This window comes from Brevibacterium sp. GP-SGM9, from assembly GCF_047300845.1.
Lineage (GTDB): Bacteria > Actinomycetota > Actinomycetes > Actinomycetales > Brevibacteriaceae > Brevibacterium.
Genome location: NZ_CP178563.1, coordinates 220,658 through 236,614 on the forward strand (window position 1 = coordinate 220,658; position 15,957 = coordinate 236,614).

Here is a 15,957-nt window from a genome sequence, read left to right on the forward strand (position 1 = left end):
GACCGATTTCGTCCCACTCGGCCCCCGGCGAATGGGACGGCGCGGATTCCAGTCTCCCGTGCAACCCATGGAACAATGGGAGTTCTGGTCTGTCGAAGGAAGGGCGTCATGTCACCTCAGGTGAATGCAGAATCACTCAAGCGGATATCACCGTCCGCGACCTCACCCGAGCTGATCCGCAATTTCTGCATCATCGCTCATATCGACCACGGGAAATCGACCCTGGCCGACCGGATGCTCCAGATCACCGGCGCGGTCAAGCAGCGCGATATGCGTGCCCAGTACCTCGACCGGATGGACATCGAACGCGAGCGCGGAATCACGATCAAATCCCAGGCCGTGCGGATGCCCTGGGAGACCGACGGGACCCCCTACGCGCTGAACATGATCGACACTCCGGGCCACGTGGACTTCAGCTACGAGGTCTCCCGGTCCCTGGCCGCCTGTGAGGGCGCCCTCCTGCTCGTCGACTCCGCGCAGGGCATCGAAGCCCAGACGCTGGCCAACCTGTACCTGGCCATGGAGAACGACCTGACGATCATTCCCGTGCTCAACAAGATCGACCTCCCGGCTGCCCAGCCGGACAAATACGCCGAGGAGCTGGCGAACCTCATCGGGTGCGAGCCCGAGGACTGCCTGCTCGTCTCCGGCAAGACCGGCGAAGGCGTCGAGGCCGTGCTCGACCGCATCACCACCGACATCCCGGCACCCGTCGGCGATGCCGATGCCCCGGCCAGGGCGATGATCTTCGATTCGGTCTACGACACCTATCGGGGAGTCGTGACGTACGTCCGCCTCGTCGACGGTGCGCTCAAACCGCGTGAGAAGATCGAGATGATGTCGACTCGCAGCACCCACGAACTCCTCGAGATCGGCGTCTCCTCACCCGAGCCGAACGCGACCAAAGGCCTCGGCGTCGGTGAGGTCGGCTACCTCATCACCGGCGTTAAAGACGTCCGCCTCTCGAAGGTCGGCGACACGGTCACTCTGCTCTCGTCCCCGGCCGAGGAGGCGCTCGAAGGCTACGAAGAGCCCAAGCCGATGGTCTTCTCCGGTCTATTCCCGATCGACGGCTCCGACTACCCGGCGCTGCGCGACGCCCTCGACAAGCTCAAGCTCAACGACGCCTCGCTCGTCTACGAACCCGAGACGTCGACGGCTCTGGGCTTCGGCTTCCGCTGCGGCTTCCTCGGACTGCTCCACCTCGAGGTCCTCCGCGACCGCCTGGAGCGCGAATTCGATCTCGACCTCATCTCCACCGCCCCCAGCGTCATCTACGAGGTGACGATGGAGGACAGGGAAGAGATGACGGTGACGAATCCGAGCGAATATCCCACCGGCAAGATCAAGGAAGTCCGCGAGCCGATGGTCCAGGCCACGATCCTCACCCCGAGCGATTTCATTGGTGCCGTGATGGAGCTCTGCCAGGACCGCCGCGGCAAACTCCAGGGCATGGACTACCTGTCCTCGGATCGTGTCGAGATCCGCTACCGCCTGCCCCTGGCCGAGATCGTCTTCGACTTCTTCGACCAGCTCAAGTCCCGCACGAAGGGCTACGCCTCACTCGACTACTCCGATGACGGCGAGGACGCCGCCGATCTCGTCAAGGTCGACATCCTGCTCCACGGCGACCAGGTCGACGCCTTCTCCGCGATCGTCCACCGCGACAAGGCATACTCCTACGGTGTGGCGATGGCTGGGAAGCTGCGCAAGCTGATCCCGCGCCAGCAGTTCGAGGTGCCCATCCAGGCCGCCATCGGCTCACGCATCATCGCCCGTGAGACTATCCGCGCGATGCGCAAGGACGTGCTGAGCAAGTGCTACGGCGGCGACATCAGCCGTAAGCGCAAGCTGCTCGAGAAGCAGAAGGAAGGCAAGAAGCGGATGAAGATGGTCGGCACCGTAGAAGTCCCGCAGGAGGCCTTCATCGCCGCGCTGTCCTCTGACGAGCCGGAGACGAAGAAGGACGCCAAGAAGTAAGTGCCCGCCCAACCGACCGGTGAGGTTCCTCCGCTCGACGGCTCCCTCCCCGCCTCGGCGGGTGTCGGGGCCGCGGACCGCGGACTGAGTCTCTACGTCCACGTCCCCTACTGCCGGGTCCGCTGCGGCTATTGCGACTTCAACACCTACACCGCCGAGGACCTCGGTCCCGGTGCCTCCCGGGACGACTACCGGGCGAATCTGTCCCGCGAACTCGATCTGTCCGTGCGCACCCTCGCCGAGGTGGGGGCCGGGGACCGTGAGGTCTCGACGATCTTCTTCGGCGGCGGCACTCCGACCATGCTGGATGCCTCGGTGCTCGCCGGAATGCTGACCGATATCCGGGCACGGTACCGTCTGGCCGCCGATGTCGAGGTCACGACGGAAGCGAACCCGGACACGCTCGACCCTGCGTATATCGCGACGCTGGTTGGGGCCGGCTTCACCCGCATCTCCCTGGGCATGCAGTCGGCCGTGCCGCATGTGCTTGCGACCTTGGACCGCACCCACGATCCGGAGAAGATCCCGGACGTGGCCAGGTGGGTCAAGGATGCCGGGCTCGAACTCAGCCTCGACCTCATCTACGGCACCCCGGGGGAGTCGATCGACGACTGGCGCCGCTCACTCGACGTCGCCCTGGCCAACGAGGTCGACCACATCTCCGCCTATTCGCTCATCGTCGAACCGGGCACGAAGATGGGGGCGATGGTCCGGCGCGGCCAGCTGCCGATGCCCGATGAGGACGATCTGGCTGATAAGTACGAGATCGCCGATGCCGCCATGACCGCAGCCGGGCTCCGCTGGTACGAGGTGAGCAACTGGTCGACGTCTGCGGCGACGCGCTGCGAACACAATATGGCCTATTGGCGCAACGCCGACTGGTGGGGTTTCGGGCCCGGTGCCCATTCCCACATCGGGGGAGTGCGGTTCTGGAATGCGAAGCATCCCAAGGCCTGGTCCGATCGGCTCTTGGCCGGTGACTCCCCGGGCATCGGACGTGAGGTCCTCTCGGCCCAGACCCGGGAGATCGAGAGGATCATGCTCGCCGCCCGGATCGATTCGGAGCTGCGCCTCGACACCCTGGGTCCCGGCAGCGAACTGGCGATCAGGAACTTCGTGAACCAGGGTCTGCTCGACGCCGAGGCTGTCGCGCAGGGATGGTTCCAGCCGACCCTGCAGGGACGCCTGATGGCCGACTATATGGTCAGGATCCTCACCGACTACTCGGTCTGAGTGCGCACCTGAAACGGCTCGAGGCGGCCAGCACCGCCACGGCCTTCGGCTGTGCTCGGCTCTCGGCACTTCGCTCTCGGCTCCAGGACGTAGCAGTCCGGGCCGGCCGAAGGAATTCGACCGGGCCCGGACCGTATGATCGGCGTCGGTTATTCGGCGACGCCGATGCCGTTTACTTGACGAAGTTGAAGGTCAGCGGGAACTTGTAGCCCTCGCCCTTGCTTCCTGCGATCGCGGCGATGATGTAGAGGACGACATAGACCAAGGGGATGAGGCATGCGAGGTACATGACGATGATGCCGATCCCGAAGGTGACCAGGGCGAGGATGAACCCGACGATGCCGAGCACGAAGGTGGCTGCGAAGGTGGCGATCACGTTCGTGATCCACGCGTTGAGACCCTGACGGGTGTGCTCCCGAACGAAGGGGGACTCGTCCTTCTTGACGAGGAACATGATGAGCGGGAGGAAGCCGATGAACAGGGCTCCGATGTGCGTCCACATCACGGTCGTCCGCTCGGACTCGCTGGGCTGCCAGAACTGCTCAGATCCGGGACCGTAGGCGTTCTCCGGCAGCGCCTGAGAGTTGAACAGCGCCGGGTTCACCGCCTGTGGAGCACCGTAGCCATAGGACTGAGCGCCGGCGCCGTAGGGCTGCTGGGCGTATTGCTGCTGGCTGTACTGCTGCTGGGAGCCGTAGCCGGAATGCTGAGCGCCGTATGACTGGGGGTTCTGCTGCTGCGAGCCGTAGCTCTGCTGCTGGGAGCCATACTGAGGCTGACTCTGCTGGGACCCGTACTGCTGCTGGGACCAGACGCTCTGGTTCTGCTGAGTGTAGGGCTGTTGGGGACCAGAGGCCTGGGAGTAGTTCGGCGGCATGGGGCGGCCGTTGTTCGGCTGCTCGGGGTTGTTCGACATGCTGTTCCTTTCGGGGCTTCCGGTCAGGGGCTTCCTGGGCTTCACACTATCGCAGTCGGCCCCGCCGCCGCAGGGAGGAAACCCCGAAGACTGTGCCAACTCTGCAACACGGCCCGGCGACGTCACGACCGACTCAGACCCAGACTCGACTCAGGCGACAGTGACGAAGTCGATGAGCTCCTCGACCCGACCCGAGAGCGTGGGCTCGACATCGGCGATCGTGCTCACCTTCCCGAGGATGCGCACCCACCCCCGGGCAACATCCCGGTGATCGGCATGCGGCCATCCGATGCGGCGGAGGATTCCGGTCTTCCAGTCCTCTCCACGCGGCACTGTCGGCCACTGACGAATTCCGACCACATGCGGCTTCACCGCCTGCCAGATGTCGACATAGGGGTGACCGATGATGTGGACGACGTCGCGGTAGCGCGGATCGGCACGGACCGCCTCGGCGATCTTCGACTCCTTCGTCCCCGGAACCAGGTGATCGGCGAGCACACCCACCCGATGTTCCCTGTCGGGGCCGAACGCCTCGAGCTTGTCCGCGACATCATCGAGGCCGCCGAGGGGTTCGACGACCACGCCTTCGATGCGCAGGTCATCACCCCAGATCTTCTCCACCAGCTCCGCATCGTGCTTGCCCTCGACCCAGATCCGCGAACCCCGGGCCACTCTGGCCTGAGCTCCGCTGACGGCACGTGAGCCCGAGGCGGTGCGTCCGGAAGAGCTCGACTTCTTCTTCCGCGGCAGGGTGATGTCGACGGGCTGACCATCGAGCAGGAACCCCGGTCCGAGAGGGAATGCTCTGACCTTCCCGGTCCGATCCTCGAGGTTGACGACGACTCCTGCCGTGGTCTTCTCGGCTCCGACCACCGCCCCGACATAGCCGCTCATGGCGTCCTCGAGCACCATGCCGAGGCCGAGCTCGACGGGACGGGACTTCTTGGGACGGTGCGAGGAGGGTGAGGAGCCCGAGAGCACATCGGGGCCGTAGCGATCAAAGGCGTTCACGGGCACCTAGCCTAATCAAGGACGACCGTGCGTGCGAGAAGACCTGCCGAGCACACCCGGGAAAGCCAGCCGAACGTGCCCGGGAGAGCTTGGCCGGAGCACCGGCGAAAGGCCGCCGAGGCGGGTCCTGAAGTGAAATCGGCACCCAAGAAGCGTAGAATTGGCACTCAGGTCCAGCGAGTGCCAAGAGTGGGGAGGAGACGGATGAACGACAGCCGACGAGCACAGGTTCTGCGCGCGATCGTCGAGGACTTCGTCGCCACCAACGAGCCGGTCGGATCCAAAGCCATCGTCCAGCGACACACGCTCGGCGTCTCGCCTGCGACGATCCGCAATGACATGGCGCACCTGGAGCAGGAGGGCTACATCGCGCAGCCGCACACCTCCGCCGGGCGCATCCCGACCGATCTCGGCTACCGGATGTTTGTCGACCGCATCGATGACTTCAAGCCGCTGACCCACGCCGAGCGCAGCGCCATCTTCAAACTCATCGACGGCAATGTCGAACTCGACGAGATGCTCGACCGCACCGTTCGTGTGCTCTCGGGGCTGACCCACCAGGTGGCGCTGATCCAGTACCCGACGGTGTCCCTGGCCAGAATCAAACACATCGAGATCGTCGGGCTCGGGCCGACCCGCATCCTCGTCGTCCTCATCACCGATGCCGGACAGGTCGAACAGCGGACCGTGACCACCCCGACGCCCACAGACAATGAGGCGCTGAGGGGAATCAGGGACCGGATCAACGCCGACTTCGCCGGGCAGAAGCTCGCGAAGGTGATGAACGGGAGTCTGCCGAGGAACGCAGCCGATGCCGAATCCTCCGCGACGCCAGCCGATTCCGACAAAGTCGGGGCCGCAGGCGCGGAGCCGAGCGTGCTCGCCCAGGTCCGAGAGGCCGTGGTCGATCTCGTCGCGGCCACCCGCGAGGAGCGCATCATCATGGCCGGCACCGCCAACCTCGCCCGCTCCGGCAGCGAGTTCGGGGAGAAGATGGCCCCGATCCTCGAGGCCTTCGAAGAGCAGGTGGTGCTGCTGCGCCTGCTCACCTCGATGGCCGAGGACCAGGAGGAGATCAGCGTGCGCATCGGTCGTGAGAATACTCACGAATCCTTCAGTTCGACATCCGTTGTGGCCGCCGAATATGGTCATGACGCGGGTTCCTCGGCTCGACTTGCCGTCCTCGGACCGACGAGAATGGACTATCCGACGACGATCTCGGCCGTGCGTGCGGTCGCGAAGTACGTCTCCTCGATCCTCGATCGCGGATAGCTCAGAGGATAGTTCGGAAGAATGACAGACCTGCCGCACACAGCAGCCGGCACCACACACGCGAACCAACCACACCACCAGGGAGAGAGAAGTTTCTGTGGCCGATCACTATGAAACACTCGGAGTGTCCAAGGATGCTTCGGCGGCTGAAATCAAGGCGTCCTACCGCAAGCTCGCCCGGAAGTACCACCCGGATGTGAACCCCGGGCACGAGGACGAGTTCAAAGCCATCTCTTTGGCCTATGACGTCCTCTCCGACTCGGAGAAGCGTCGCAACTACGACATGGGCGGCGGCGAGAACGGTCAGGGATTCCCCGCCGGCGCCGGCGGCTTCGGTGGGTTCGGCGACATCTTCGAAACCTTCTTCGGCGGTGGCGGCGGTCAGGCCGGTGGCCCGATGCCGCGGACCCAGCGCGGCAAGGACGCCCTCGTCGGCGTCAACATCGACCTCAAGACCGCAGCCTTCGGCGGCACCGTCGACCTCGACGTCACCACCGCGGTCGTCTGCGACACCTGCTCGGGTGCCGGCACTCAGGCGGGCACCTCCGTCGAGACCTGCACCCTGTGCCACGGTTCGGGCAGCGTGCAGCGGATGACGCGGACTCTGCTCGGGCAGATGGTCACCAACCAGACGTGCAACTCCTGCCACGGCTTCGGCACCGTCATCCCCAACCCCTGCCTCAACTGCCAGGGCGACGGTCGCGTCCGCAAACAGCGGACCATGAAGATCCGCATCCCCGCCGGCGTCTCCGACGGCACCCGGATCCAGCTCGGCAGCCAGGGCGAGGTCGGCCCCGGCGGCGGCCCCGCCGGCGACCTCTTCGTCGAGGTCATGGTCGCCCGCCACGAGGTCTTCCAACGCGATGGAGACCACCTCCGCGCCTCGGTGACCGTACCGATGACGGCGGCTGCCCTCGGCGCCTCGATCCCCTTCGAGACCTTCGACGGCAACCAGGACCTCAACATCGAACCGGGCACCCAGTCGGGCACCGTCGTCAAACTCGCGGGCCTCGGCGCCACCCGACTGCGCTCGGAGACCCGCGGAGATCTGCTCATCACCGTCGACGTCGTCACCCCGGACGCCCTCGACGACGAACAGCGGGAACTGCTGGAGAAGCTCGCCGAACTCCGCGCCGAAGAGACCCCGCGGGCACAGATCACCACCCAGAACCGGGGCATGTTCTCCCGCATGCGTGAGAAGTTCGCCGGTCGGTGAGCCGACCCACGTTCCATTCCCTGCAGGCCGCCGAGGCGGTCCCCGGCCACGTGCTCACCCTCGGTGAGGACGTGGCCGGACACGCGGTCCGGGTCCGCCGGATCGGTCCCGGAGAGGCCGTCGACATCGTCGACGGCCGGGGGACACGGGCGAGCGGAACGGTCACGACCGCCTCGGCGAGCGAACTGACACTTGACGTCACCGCGGTGACCCGGGACGAGACGAGCGGCCCACGGCTGGTCCTCGTCCAGGCCCTGGCCAAGGGCGACCGCGATCTGCAGGCGATCGAAACGGCCACGGAGATCGGGGTCGACGAGGTCATCCCCTGGGCCGCCGAACGATCGATCGCCGACTGGCCTGCGAAGAAGCGGGAGAAGATGGCCGCGAAGTGGGACAACCTGCTCCACGCCGCCTCCCTCCAGGCCCGGCGCTCACGGTTCCCGCACCTGCACGACCTGGTCCGCGGCACCGGACTGGTGACGGCGCTCTCGGAGGCCGACGCCGTGTTGGCCCTCCACGAGACTGCCGAGGCGAGCCTCTCACAGGCGCTGAGAGAACTGGCCGAGGCCGAGACGACACCCGAGCGGATCGTCTTCGTCATCGGACCCGAAGGCGGCATCAGCGATGCCGAGCTCGCAGCACTTGAGAACTTCGGCGCCGCCCCGGTCCTCCTCGGACCCACGATCCTGCGGACCTCCTCGGCCGGACCCGCCGGTCTCGTCATGGCCCAGAATTCATTGGGCCGTTGGTGAGGAAGCGGACTACGATGGAAGCACACACCCGCACTCAGCCGAGTGCACGCATCAGCGAAGGATCATTCTGGACACCTCCACCCGCAACACGAACTCTGTGAACACCGAACCCGGAGACCCGGCCGCACCGGAACAGGCGGCGGCCGCGTCCGACACAGTCCGTCTCGTGATTCCCGACTCCATCGACCTCGTCGAATTCTTCGGGCCGGGGGAGTCGAACCTGCGCAAGCTCGAGCGGACCTTCCCCGATCTCGACATCCATGTCAGGGCCAACCAGGTCCAGGCCGTCGGCGACCCCGCCCGCATCGAGGCCTTCGTCTCCGTGATCGGCGAGCTCAAGAAGCTCCACGCCTCCGGGCATCGGATCAACGAGGAGACGATCGACCGGGTGACCTCGTTCTCCTCCGAGGGCACGGCCGCCTCGGCGGTGCTGGGCACGAACATCCTCTCCACCCGGGGAAAGTCGATCCGACCCAAGACGATGGGCCAGCACGACTACGTCAAGGCCATCCGCAACCACACGATCACCTTCGGCATCGGACCGGCGGGCACCGGCAAGACCTATCTGGCGATGGCCATGGCCGTCAACGCCCTCCAGCACAAAGAGGTCTCCCGGATCATCCTCACCCGTCCGGCCGTGGAAGCCGGCGAGAGCCTCGGCTATCTGCCCGGGACTCTCAACGACAAGATCGACCCCTATGTGCGACCGCTCTACGACGCCCTGCACGACATGGTCGACCCCGAATCGATCCCGCTGCTCATCGAGACCGGCACGATCGAGGTCGCCCCGCTGGCGTACATGCGCGGACGCACCCTCAATGACGCGTTCATCATCCTCGACGAGGCGCAGAACACGACCGGTGAGCAGATGAAGATGTTCCTCACCCGCCTCGGCTTCGGATCCCGGATGGTCGTCACCGGCGACGTGTCCCAGATCGATCTGCCGGGCAAGACCCGCAGCGGACTCAAGATGGTCCGGGACATCCTCACCGGCATCGAGGACCTCGAGTTCTGCGAACTCGGCAGCAAGGACGTTGTCAGGCATTCCCTGGTGACGAAGATCGTCGACGCCTACGACCTGTGGGGGAGTGCGAAGTGAACACGGAGATCGCGAACGAGACCGCCGCCGAGGTGGATCTCGACGAGGTCGTGGCACTGACCGAATACCTCGGCCAGGCCCTGCATATGCATCCCGGTGCCGAACTCGCCGTGACCATGGTCGAGGCGGCCGCGATGGCCGAACTCCACGTCACCTGGATGGACCTCGAAGGACCGACCGATGTCATGTCCTTCCCGATGGACCAGCTGAGCCAGGGCCGGGCCGAAGCACCCACCGAGGGTCAGATGGGCGACATCATCATCTGCCCCGAGGTGGCAGAGAAGCAGGCCGCCGAGGCGGGGCATTCGACGATGGACGAGATCCTGCTGCTCACCGTCCACGGATTCCTCCACCTGCTCGGCTATGACCACGGCGAGCCCGAGGAGCGGGAGCAGATGTTCGCCCTCCAGCGTCATCTGCTGCTGACGTTCTTCGCCGCCCGCTACGACGGTCGCACCGACATCCCCACTCCCACCGAGGTCTGAGCCGTGATCTGGTTGTTTCTCGGGGCCGCCCTGTGCCTCGTCGTCTCCGCAACCCTTTCCGCCGTGGATGCGGCGCTGCTCAGCGTCTCCCATCATGCGGTCCAGGACGCCAAGGACGAGGGCAAGAAGTCGGCGGAGCGGGTCGAGCGGATCCTCGCCGATCTGCCCACGAACATCAATGTCATCATCTTCGTCCGCAACTTCCTCGAGGCCCTGGCCACGGTGTTCATCGCCCTGGCCTACGATTCGATCTACTCGGTCGGCCCCGTCATGGTCGTGCTCACCGTGCTCACCGCCTCGGTGGCGGTCTTCGTCGTCGCCGGAGTCTCCCCGCGCACCATCGGGCGGCGCCGATCCCTGGCCGTCAGCCTCAATCTCAGCTGGGTGGTCAGGCTCGTCCTCGTCGTCCTCACGCCGGTGACGAAGATCCTCGTCCTGCTCGGCAACCTGCTGACCCCGGACAAGGTGTACAAGGACGGACCCTTCGTGACCTCCGAGCAGCTGCGCGACCTCGTCGAACGCGCCAGCGAGTCCGACATCATCGAAGACGGCGAACGCGAGATGATCCAGTCCGTGTTCAACCTCTCCGACACCACGGCCAACGAGGTCATGGTCCCGCGGACCGACCTCGTCACCGTCATCTCCGGCACACCGCTGCACAAGGTGATGAACCTCTTCCTCCGCTCAGGGTTCTCCCGCATCCCGGTCAGCGGGGAGGACCTCGACGACATCCAAGGTGTTGCCTATCTCAAGGACGTGGCCAGGCGGCTGCACCTGCACCCGGAGGACTCCGAACGGCCTGTCGACATCCTCGCCCGCAGCGTGCTCTTCGTCCCGGAGACGAAGCCCGCCGACGATCTGCTCTCGCAGATGCAGCTCGACTCGACCCATCTGGCGATCCTCGTCGACGAATACGGGGGCACGGCGGGTCTGGTCACCATCGAAGACATCGTCGAGGAGATCGTCGGCGAGATCGAGGACGAATACGATTCCAGCGATGACGAACTCGTCGAGGAAGCCGACGGCACCTTCCTCATCAGCACCCGGATGTCGATCTCCGATTTCGCCGAGCACTTCGACGTCAAGATCGACGAAGACGACGTCAACAGCGTCGGCGGACTGCTGACCAAACTCATCGGCCGCGTCCCCATCGCCGGGTCGACTGCGAAGATCTCGGGGCTGCGCATCGAAGCGATGGAGGGCCAGGGACGCCGACACCGCATCGCCCACGTCAAGGTGACACAGGAAGAGGACTGAGATGGACTTTCGCACGGACTACCCGGAAGACTACCGGGCCGGGTTCGCCTGCTTCGTGGGCCGACCGAACACGGGCAAGTCGACGCTGACGAACGCTCTGGTGGGGGAGAAGGTGGCGATCACCTCGGCGAAGCCCCAGACCACTCGGCACACGATCCGCGGCATCGTCCACAAGGACGACCACCAGCTGATCCTCGTCGACACCCCGGGCCTGCACAAACCCCGCACCCTGCTCGGCAGCCGACTCAACGACCTCGTCGCCGCAACCCTGAGCGAGGTCGACGTGATCGGCTTCTGCCTGCCCGCCGATGAGCCGATCGGGCCGGGGGACCGCTACATCGCCTCCCAGCTCGAACTCCTCGACGGCAGGACGCCGATCATCGCCCTGGTCACGAAGGTCGACCGGGTGCCGAAGGACAAGGTCGCCGAGGCGCTGCTGGCCGTCGGCGAGCTCGCCGACTTCGCCGATGTGGTTCCGGTCTCCGCCGTCGACGGCTTCCAGGTCGACACGGTCGACACCGTGCTTGCCGGACATCTGCCTGTCTCCCCGCCGCTCTACCCGGACGGCGAGCTCACCGACGAGCCCGAGGAGATGATGATCGCCGAACTCGTCCGTGAGGCCGCCCTCGAAGGCGTCCGCGACGAGCTGCCCCACTCCCTGGCCGTGCAGGTCGAGGAGATGTATCCCCGCGAGGGTCGCAGCGAGGACAACCCGCTGTGGAACATCCACGTCAACCTGTTCGTCGAACGTCCCAGCCAGAAGGCGATCATCATCGGCAAGGGCGGAAGCCGCCTCAAGGGGATCGGCTCCGAATCTCGGCGGGGCATCGAGAAGCTGCTGGGAACGAAGGTCTACCTCGACCTCCACGTCAAGGTCGCCAAGGACTGGCAGCGGGACCCGAAGCAGCTCGGCCGTCTCGGCTTCGACTTCAACTGACCTGCCGGTGCCGATCGGGCTCGCGAGGCTCGCGGGCCTCGCGGCGGATCCTGAGCGGTCCGTGCCGCGTGCCCGCGTGCACAGGTGAGCGCCTTCTCACGTCGGGCGGTTGATCGGGGGCAAGCGCCCTGCAATAGACTAGGCCGAGTGAATGCCGAGCAGACCACGGTCGCACTGAGCGACCGATCCCCCCAAGTCGCACCCGAAGAGCTCATCGCGGGACTCGTCCCGCCCCCGCAGTTCGAAGACGTCTCCTTCGACAGCTATCGCACCGACCCTGCCGAACCCTCCCAGGCAGAGGCGCGGAACAAGCTCGAGGAGTTCACCGCGCAGACCCAGTCGAAGGGTCTCTTCGGCAAGCTGTTCTCGAAGGGCAGCTCGGGTCCCAAGGGCGTCTACCTCGACGGCGGCTACGGCGTGGGCAAGACCCACCTGCTGGCCTCGGCGTGGCACGCGAACGACAAGCCTGCGACCTTCGGCACCTTCGTCGAGTACACGAACCTGGTGGGTGCCCTCGGCTTCGCCCGTGCCCGTGACGATCTCTCGGAGATGAAGCTCGTCTGCGTCGACGAATTCGAACTCGACGATCCGGGCGACACCGTGCTGATGTCACGGCTGATGAGAGAGCTCACGGATGCCGGAGTGAAGATCATCGCCACCTCGAACACCCTGCCCGGATCGCTGGGCGAGGGACGCTTCGCCGCCCAGGACTTCCTCCGCGAGATCCAGGCGCTGGCCGATCAGTTCGAGGTCTATCGCATCGACGGTCAGGACTACCGTCACCGGGCGCTGAGTGCCCCGGCGGACCCGGTCCCCGCGGAGGAGCTCGATGCCGCTACCGGCGAGCTCACCGGTGTGGTCGCCCGCGACGACTTCTCGACGCTGCTCGAGCATCTCTCCACCGTCCATCCCTCACGCTACGGCCGCATGGTCGACGGCGTCGACGCAGCCGTGTGGGAGAACGTCACCACGATCGAGAACGAGAGTGTGGCGCTGCGCTTCGTCGCGCTCGTCGACCGGCTCTACGATCGCAACGTCCGCATCATCAACTCCGGTCAGGCCCTCGACAAGGTCTTCACCGAGGATTCGCTGGCCGGTGGCTACCGGAAGAAGTACATGCGCTGCCTGTCGCGCCTCACTGCACTGTCCTCCCCGGAGTAGTCCTCCTCGGGGTGGTTCTCTCCGGCATGGACCTGACCGGGCCGGTTCTCTGCGGGTGAGTCTTCCCGGACTACTGCAGGTCGAGGAACTCGAGGACTTCGAGCTCGGGCACCCAATCGGGCAGTCCGATGATCCGGAGCACGCACCACACGATGACGGCCACGAACGCGGCCGTGAGGGCCGCGACGGTCCACCGGACCCAGATCGGCTGCGCCATGATCCAGTGCGTCCAGCGCTCGACGTTGACTCGCACGAAGTGCAGGATCCTGCGCGCCCAGTTGAACTCGCTGGAGATGACGAAGAGGCCGATGATGACGATGAGCCAGCCCGGCCCAGGCAGCGGCACGAGGACGAGCCCGATGAGCACGATGAGGGTGCCGAGGCCGCCGACGATGAGGCGATAGAGGCGGGCGGTATGGGGATTGGCCATGACCGTGCCGCGCCAGCGCAGGAAGCCCAACCGCAGCCTGCGCCACGGTCGGGTACCTTGCTTGTGATGACGTGACAGCCACCCTTTGGGGCGGCTGTGCGGGGATTCCTGGTCCACCCACACATCTTAAATGGATCAGCCTGAATGCTTGATCGATGCCTGTGACCACGATCACCCGTTTCCGATTTTGCGTCAGCCGCCGGCTGCGTATAGAGTTATATCTCGTTGCCAGGGAAACCGGGCAGCGAGAAATGCGGATGTGGCTCAGTTGGTAGAGCATCACCTTGCCAAGGTGAGGGTCGCGGGTTCGAGTCCCGTCATCCGCTCGGAGGCGTCATGGCACCGCCTTGACGGTGGCGTGGCCGAGAGGCGAGGCAGCGGCCTGCAAAGCCGTATACACGGGTTCGAATCCCGTCGCCACCTCGGATCCGTCCAACATGGTATGTTGGTCGATCAGCGCGATTGGCGCAGCGGTAGCGCGCTTCCTTCACACGGAAGAGGTCACTGGTTCGATCCCAGTATCGCGCACAGGGACCACGTGTTCCGGTGCAACAAATGAATAGAGCGCGATTGGCGCAGCGGTAGCGCGCTTCCCTGACACGGAAGAGGTCACTGGTTCGATCCCAGTATCGCGCACAGAAGAAGCCCCGAGCAATATGCTCGGGGCTTCGTGCATTCACGGCGAACCCCACAGGAACCGAAGCTGGCGGAGCGGGATCGACGAGGCGGCCATGCAGCTGTGTGACCGGGATGTTACAGGACTGCCACGCCCTCTGTATGAGGCAAGCCGCACTTTAACTAGTACGCTAGTGACGGTAAACAACGACGAAGACTTCGGAGCACTCATGTCTACTCCTCAGAACCCGTACGGGCCGGACAACGGCTCGGGCAATCAGAACCCCAACGGTCAGAACCCCAACGGTCAGAACGGCGGGCAGCCCAACGGGCCCGGCTACGGCGGCGACCAGAACGGTGGCCAGTCCGGTGGCCAGGCACCGCAGTACGGATCCCCGAACGAGCAGAATCAGTCCTTCGGTTCCCAGCCTTCTCAGCCGCAGTACGGGCAACAGCCTCCCCAGTACGGGCAGCAGGACCAGCAGGGTCAGCAGCAGTACGGTTCCCAGCCGCAGTACGGGCAGCAGAACGACGGTGGTGCTCAGCACGATCAGCACCAGTACGGACAGAACCCCTACTACGACCAGAACCAGTACGGACAGAACCCCGGCTATGACGCCAATGCTCAGGGCTATGACGCGAACCAGTACGGTCAGCAGCCGGCCTACGCCGGCGCAGACGGCGGATCCGACCAGTTCACTCCGGCCAATCCCAACGCCGGGTACGGCCAGTTCCCCCCGGGCACCGGCGGCAACACCTCGAAGAACATCTGGGGCATCCTCGCCCTCATCGGCGGCATCGTCGGCATCCTCTTGTCCTTCGTGTTCGGAGCAGGATTCCTCTTCGGCGCGGCCGCAGTCGTCTTCGGCTTCGTCGGCCTGAGCGCGGTGAAGAAAGGAACCGCGTCGAACAAGGGCCTCAGCATCACCGGCATCGTGCTCGGAATCATCTCGGTTCTACTGTCGATCATCGTCGTCGTCGCACTCATCCTCGGAATCGGCTTGCTCGGAAAAGCTGCCTCTGACGAGGCAAGCAAGTCCGCCGGAATCTCGACCTCGGGCGCGTCCGATCCTGCCCAGGATCCCTCCGATCCGGCACAGGATCCCGGCCAGGGCGCAGGCGATTCTGAGGGCGAAGAGGCCGCGCCCGTCGAGGGTGGCGAGGTCACCATCGGCGACGACCTCACTGCGGCTGTGCAGGTGCGCCCCGGAACCGCCGACCAGTACGCATCGGGAGCCGAATCGTCCAATGGTGAGATCGCCATCGTCACGATGACCATCAAGAACGCATCTAGCTCCGATGTCGAACTCACCTTGGCGACTCTGACGGCTAGCGACGGGAACGCAGCGAACTATCAGGACGTGTTCGACGGATCGAAGTACAAAGGCTCTCTCGCTTTCGCCGATCCCGTTCCCGCCGAGGGGGAGAGGACTTATGAGTTTGCCTTCGGCGTCCCCTCCTCCGATGTCGACGGGATGCATCTCGAACTGAAGCTCTCGAAGGACCTCGGCAGCGGAACGGACTTCGAGTTCAGCAAGCAGTGATGTCCGAATGCGGGTCCGACGGTCGCACAGACCGGTGAACCCGCAGCGG

Annotated in this window: 14 protein-coding genes and 4 tRNA genes; 15 read left to right on the forward strand and 3 right to left on the reverse strand. The window is 65.2% G+C overall.

The window, feature by feature from the left end; translation table 11 throughout:
* The first annotated feature begins 108 nt into the window (after positions 1 to 108).
* Together lepA and hemW are read left to right on the forward strand one after the other, a co-directional pair.
* On the forward strand, positions 109 to 1,980 hold the full coding sequence (gene lepA, locus ACH82I_RS00895; RefSeq protein ID WP_230744191.1) for a translation elongation factor 4: 1,872 nt from the start codon (positions 109 to 111) through the stop codon (positions 1,978 to 1,980).
* Positions 1,981 to 3,213: a radical SAM family heme chaperone HemW gene (gene hemW / locus ACH82I_RS00900; RefSeq protein WP_413334877.1), complete on the forward strand. Its 1,233-nt coding sequence runs from the start codon at positions 1,981 to 1,983 to the stop codon at positions 3,211 to 3,213.
* A 172-nt stretch (positions 3,214 to 3,385) separates the two neighbouring features.
* Here the strand turns inward: hemW and ACH82I_RS00905 are convergent, their stop codons facing one another.
* Both ACH82I_RS00905 and ACH82I_RS00910 read right to left on the reverse strand, forming a co-directional pair.
* Positions 3,386 to 4,129: a DUF4870 domain-containing protein gene (locus ACH82I_RS00905; RefSeq protein ID WP_230744189.1), complete on the reverse strand. Its 744-nt coding sequence runs from the start codon at positions 4,127 to 4,129 to the stop codon at positions 3,386 to 3,388.
* 150 nt (positions 4,130 to 4,279) lie between these two features.
* Complete coding sequence (locus ACH82I_RS00910) at positions 4,280 to 5,146, reverse strand: DUF3097 domain-containing protein (RefSeq protein ID WP_413334879.1); 867 nt, start codon at positions 5,144 to 5,146, stop codon at positions 4,280 to 4,282.
* A 198-nt stretch (positions 5,147 to 5,344) separates the two neighbouring features.
* Between ACH82I_RS00910 and hrcA the strand changes: the two genes are divergently transcribed.
* The 8 genes from hrcA (at position 5,345) to zapE (ending at position 13,319) form a co-directional block, all read left to right on the forward strand.
* Positions 5,345 to 6,412, forward strand: coding sequence for a heat-inducible transcriptional repressor HrcA (hrcA, locus tag ACH82I_RS00915; RefSeq protein WP_413334881.1), 1,068 nt, complete (start codon positions 5,345 to 5,347; stop codon positions 6,410 to 6,412).
* 97 nt (positions 6,413 to 6,509) lie between these two features.
* Positions 6,510 to 7,628 carry a molecular chaperone DnaJ gene (gene dnaJ / locus ACH82I_RS00920; RefSeq protein ID WP_230744186.1) on the forward strand — a complete coding sequence of 373 codons (1,119 nt, stop codon included), beginning with the start codon at positions 6,510 to 6,512 and terminating at the stop codon, positions 7,626 to 7,628.
* The gene (locus ACH82I_RS00925; RefSeq protein ID WP_413334882.1) at positions 7,625 to 8,380 is read left to right on the forward strand and encodes a 16S rRNA (uracil(1498)-N(3))-methyltransferase; all 756 of its coding nucleotides are present in this window, start codon (positions 7,625 to 7,627) and stop codon (positions 8,378 to 8,380) included. Before dnaJ ends, ACH82I_RS00925 begins: the two co-directional genes overlap by 4 nt.
* 97 nt (positions 8,381 to 8,477) lie before the next feature.
* Complete coding sequence (locus ACH82I_RS00930) at positions 8,478 to 9,479, forward strand: PhoH family protein (RefSeq protein ID WP_413334884.1); 1,002 nt, start codon at positions 8,478 to 8,480, stop codon at positions 9,477 to 9,479.
* On the forward strand, positions 9,476 to 9,964 hold the full coding sequence (ybeY, locus tag ACH82I_RS00935; RefSeq protein ID WP_230744183.1) for an rRNA maturation RNase YbeY: 489 nt from the start codon (positions 9,476 to 9,478) through the stop codon (positions 9,962 to 9,964). The genes ACH82I_RS00930 and ybeY overlap by 4 nt, the downstream gene beginning before the upstream one ends.
* A 3-nt stretch (positions 9,965 to 9,967) precedes the next feature.
* Positions 9,968 to 11,221: a hemolysin family protein gene (locus ACH82I_RS00940; protein ID WP_413334886.1), complete on the forward strand. Its 1,254-nt coding sequence runs from the start codon at positions 9,968 to 9,970 to the stop codon at positions 11,219 to 11,221.
* 1 nt (position 11,222) lies between these two features.
* Positions 11,223 to 12,158, forward strand: coding sequence for a GTPase Era (era, locus tag ACH82I_RS00945; protein ID WP_230744181.1), 936 nt, complete (start codon positions 11,223 to 11,225; stop codon positions 12,156 to 12,158).
* A 147-nt stretch (positions 12,159 to 12,305) separates the two neighbouring features.
* Positions 12,306 to 13,319 (forward strand): cell division protein ZapE, encoded by a 1,014-nt coding sequence (zapE, locus tag ACH82I_RS00950; RefSeq protein ID WP_413334888.1) that lies wholly within the window; start codon positions 12,306 to 12,308, stop codon positions 13,317 to 13,319.
* 70 nt (positions 13,320 to 13,389) lie between these two features.
* On the opposite strand, the gene ACH82I_RS00955 is transcribed toward zapE, so the two are convergent.
* Complete coding sequence (locus ACH82I_RS00955) at positions 13,390 to 13,866, reverse strand: PGPGW domain-containing protein (protein ID WP_413334890.1); 477 nt, start codon at positions 13,864 to 13,866, stop codon at positions 13,390 to 13,392.
* A 136-nt stretch (positions 13,867 to 14,002) separates the two neighbouring features.
* On the opposite strand from ACH82I_RS00955, the gene ACH82I_RS00960 reads away from it, so the two are divergent.
* The 5 genes from ACH82I_RS00960 (at position 14,003) to ACH82I_RS00980 (ending at position 15,908) form a co-directional block, all read left to right on the forward strand.
* Positions 14,003 to 14,075: transfer RNA gene (locus tag ACH82I_RS00960), tRNA-Gly, on the forward strand.
* Positions 14,076 to 14,101: 26 nt separating this feature from the next.
* Positions 14,102 to 14,172, forward strand: a tRNA-Cys gene (locus ACH82I_RS00965).
* Positions 14,173 to 14,205: 33 nt separating this feature from the next.
* Positions 14,206 to 14,277: transfer RNA gene (locus tag ACH82I_RS00970), tRNA-Val, on the forward strand.
* 36 nt (positions 14,278 to 14,313) lie between these two features.
* Positions 14,314 to 14,385: transfer RNA gene (locus tag ACH82I_RS00975), tRNA-Val, on the forward strand.
* A 209-nt stretch (positions 14,386 to 14,594) separates the two neighbouring features.
* Entirely contained in the window at positions 14,595 to 15,908 is a 1,314-nt protein-coding gene (locus tag ACH82I_RS00980) for a DUF4190 domain-containing protein (protein ID WP_413334892.1), read from the forward strand.
* Positions 15,909 to 15,957: the final 49 nt, after the last annotated feature.

Bases quoted from the DNA above. Each gene is read 5' to 3' on its own strand.
- lepA (WP_230744191.1), top strand. From the start codon at position 109: ATGTCACCTCAGGTGAATGCAGAATCACTCAAGCGGATATCACCGTCC.
- ACH82I_RS00905 (WP_230744189.1), bottom strand. From the start codon at position 4,129: ATGTCGAACAACCCCGAGCAGCCGAACAACGGCCGCCCCATGCCGCCG.
- hrcA (WP_413334881.1), top strand. From the start codon at position 5,345: ATGAACGACAGCCGACGAGCACAGGTTCTGCGCGCGATCGTCGAGGAC.
- era (WP_230744181.1), top strand. From the start codon at position 11,223: ATGGACTTTCGCACGGACTACCCGGAAGACTACCGGGCCGGGTTCGCC.
- ACH82I_RS00980 (WP_413334892.1), top strand. From the start codon at position 14,595: ATGTCTACTCCTCAGAACCCGTACGGGCCGGACAACGGCTCGGGCAAT.